General features: G+C 68.8%; 3 protein-coding genes. 2 read left to right on the forward strand and 1 reads right to left on the reverse strand.

The window, feature by feature from the left end:
* Positions 1-518 (reverse strand): quinolinate synthase (locus tag A9X05_RS01590; protein WP_197498867.1); only part of this gene is annotated, 518 nt, incomplete at its 3' end.
* Positions 519-564: 46 nt separating this feature from the next.
* On the opposite strand from A9X05_RS01590, the gene A9X05_RS01595 reads away from it, so the two are divergent.
* Together A9X05_RS01595 and A9X05_RS01600 are read left to right on the forward strand one after the other, a co-directional pair.
* The gene (locus A9X05_RS01595; protein ID WP_067778708.1) at positions 565-1,299 is read left to right on the forward strand and encodes an NUDIX domain-containing protein; all 735 of its coding nucleotides are present in this window, start codon (positions 565-567) and stop codon (positions 1,297-1,299) included.
* A gap of 162 nt (positions 1,300-1,461) precedes the next feature.
* A partial coding sequence (locus A9X05_RS01600; RefSeq protein WP_067778712.1) for a lipase family protein occupies positions 1,462-2,471 on the forward strand: 1,010 nt, incomplete at its 3' end.

Below are 2,471 nucleotides of genomic sequence, written 5' to 3' on the forward strand. Positions count from 1 at the left end.
ACCTCGCGGTCGGGGTCGATGGATGCGACCACGTCGACGGCGTTGGACGAGGTGCAGCAGATGTCGGTGAGCGCCTTCACCGCTGCGGTGGTGTTGACGTAGGAGACGACGACGGCGCCGGGGTGCTCGTCCTTCCAGGCGCGCAGTTCGTCCGGGGTGATGGAATCCGCCAGCGAGCAGCCGGCCCGCTGGTCCGGGATGAGTACGGTCTTCTCGGGGCTCAGGATCTTGGCGGTCTCGGCCATGAAGTGCACGCCGCAGAACACGATGGTGTCCTCGGGAGCCTCGGCAGCGATCCGCGAGAGCGCCAGCGAATCGCCGACGTGGTCGGCGACGTCCTGGATGGCGGGCAGCTGGTAGTTGTGGGCGAGCACGGTGGCGCCGCGCAGCTTGGCCAGGCGGCGGATTTCGGCGGCCCATTGCTCGTCTCCCTCGACACCGGCGTAGCCGGCGGGCGAATTCGTGAGGTCGGCCATCATGTCTTCAGCGAGCGTGTCCATGCGATTGATAACCGTCACGGCGGCTCCTTTCAGCCCGGGAGGTTTTCGACTTATAATCGAAAACATGGGCCATACTAGCACTGAACACGAGGTGCTCGCGGTGGTGTTTCAAGTTCGCCGGGTAACCACCGGCCTGCGAACAGAGAAACCCCAGCTGAACGTGCTGTTATGGCAGCGTGCCAAGGACCCGGAGCGCGGCGCCTGGTCGCTGCCGGGCGGACGGCTGCGCAACGACGAGGACATGACCGCCTCCGTCCTGCGACAGCTCGCCGAGAAGGTGGACCTCAAGGAGCTCGCGCACCTGGAACAGCTGGCGGTGTTCTCCGACCCGAATCGGGTGCCGGGCGCGCGCGTCATCGCGTCGACGTTCCTGGGGCTGGTGCCCTCCCCCGCCACACCCGAGCTGCCGCCGGACACCCGCTGGCACCCGGTGAGCAGCCTGCCGCCGATGGCCTTCGACCACGGCCCGATGGTGACGCACGCGCACGCCCGGCTGAGCGCCAAGCTGTCCTACACCAACCTCGGGTTCGCCTTGGCCCCAAGGGAATTCGCACTCTCCACGCTGCGCGACATCTACGGCGCCGCGCTGGGCTATCAGGTGGACGCGACGAACCTGCAGCGGGTGCTGGTCCGCCGCGGGGTGATCAGCCAGACCGGCACCATCGCCCAGTCCGGCCGCAGCGGCGGCCGGCCGGCCGCCCTGTACCACTTCACCGATTCTCAGTTGCGCGTCACCGACGAATTCGCCGCGCTGCGACCGCCGGGTCAGTTTGACGCCGCCGAACGCCGCCCCGGATAGGCTTACGGGAAGCGTCGTCGGGTGACGCAGCCGCAAACCGGGTACCAGTGACGTGCATGACCTGGATCGCCCACCCAAGAAGTCGCTCACAGTGCGGCGATTACGTTTTGGTTACCTGCCGTTCGTGCGCGAGAATGCCGGATGGCCTAGAAGGGAGCCTCAATGGCTGAGCTCGGCAATCTGGCAGGCACGCGCGGGGCGGAGTGGATCGCCCGGCCGCCGCACGAGGAATTGCAGCGCAAGGTGCGACCGCTGCTGCCCTCGGACGACCCGTTCTACCAGCCGCCCCTCGGCTTCCAACACGCCGAACCCGGCACCGTCCTGCGCTCGCGCGACGTCGAGCTGGCTTTTCTCGGGCTGATCCCGCAGCCCGTCAAGGCCACCCAGCTGCTCTACCGGACCATGGACATGAACGGCGAGCCCGAGGCCGCCGCGACCACCGTGATCGTCCCTGCCGAGCTGGCCCCGGAACGTCCGTGCCCGCTGCTGTCGTACCAGTGCGCGATCGACGCCGTGTCGTCCCGCTGCTTCCCGTCGTACGCGCTGCGGCGCCGGGCGAAGGCCCTCGGCTCGATCGGCCAGCTCGAACTGTTCCTGATCACCGCGGCCGTCGCCGAGGGCTGGGCCGTGTCCGTGCCCGACCACGAGGGGCTGCGGGGCCTGTGGGGCGCCCCCTACGAACCCGGCTATCGCGTCCTGGACGGCATTCGGGCCGCCCTGGGCGCGGAACGCCTCGGGCTCTCGCCCTCGGCGCCGATCGGGCTGTGGGGGTACTCCGGCGGCGGGCTGGCCAGCGCCTGGGCGGCCGAGGTGTGCGCCGAGTACGCGCCCGAACTCAACATCGTCGGCGCGGTGCTGGGATCGCCCGTCGGCGACCTCGGCAACACCTTCCGCCGGCTCAACGGCAGTTTCCTGTCGGGCCTGCCTGCGCTGGTGGTGGCGGCCCTCGCCCACATCTACCCCGAGCTGGACCGGGTGATCAAGGAGCACAGCAACGAGGAGGGGCGTGCCCTGCTCGAGTCGCTGGAGAAGATGACCACGGTGGAGGCGGTCGTGAAGATGGCCGGCAAGAACATGGGCGACTACCTCGACGAGCCGCTCGATGCCATCCTGTCGACGCCCGAGGTCACGCACGTGTTCGAGAACATCAAGCTGGGTGTCGCGGTGCCGAC

It is taken from the genome of Mycobacterium sp. E3298, assembly GCF_001666895.1.
Taxonomy (GTDB): domain Bacteria; phylum Actinomycetota; class Actinomycetes; order Mycobacteriales; family Mycobacteriaceae; genus Mycobacterium.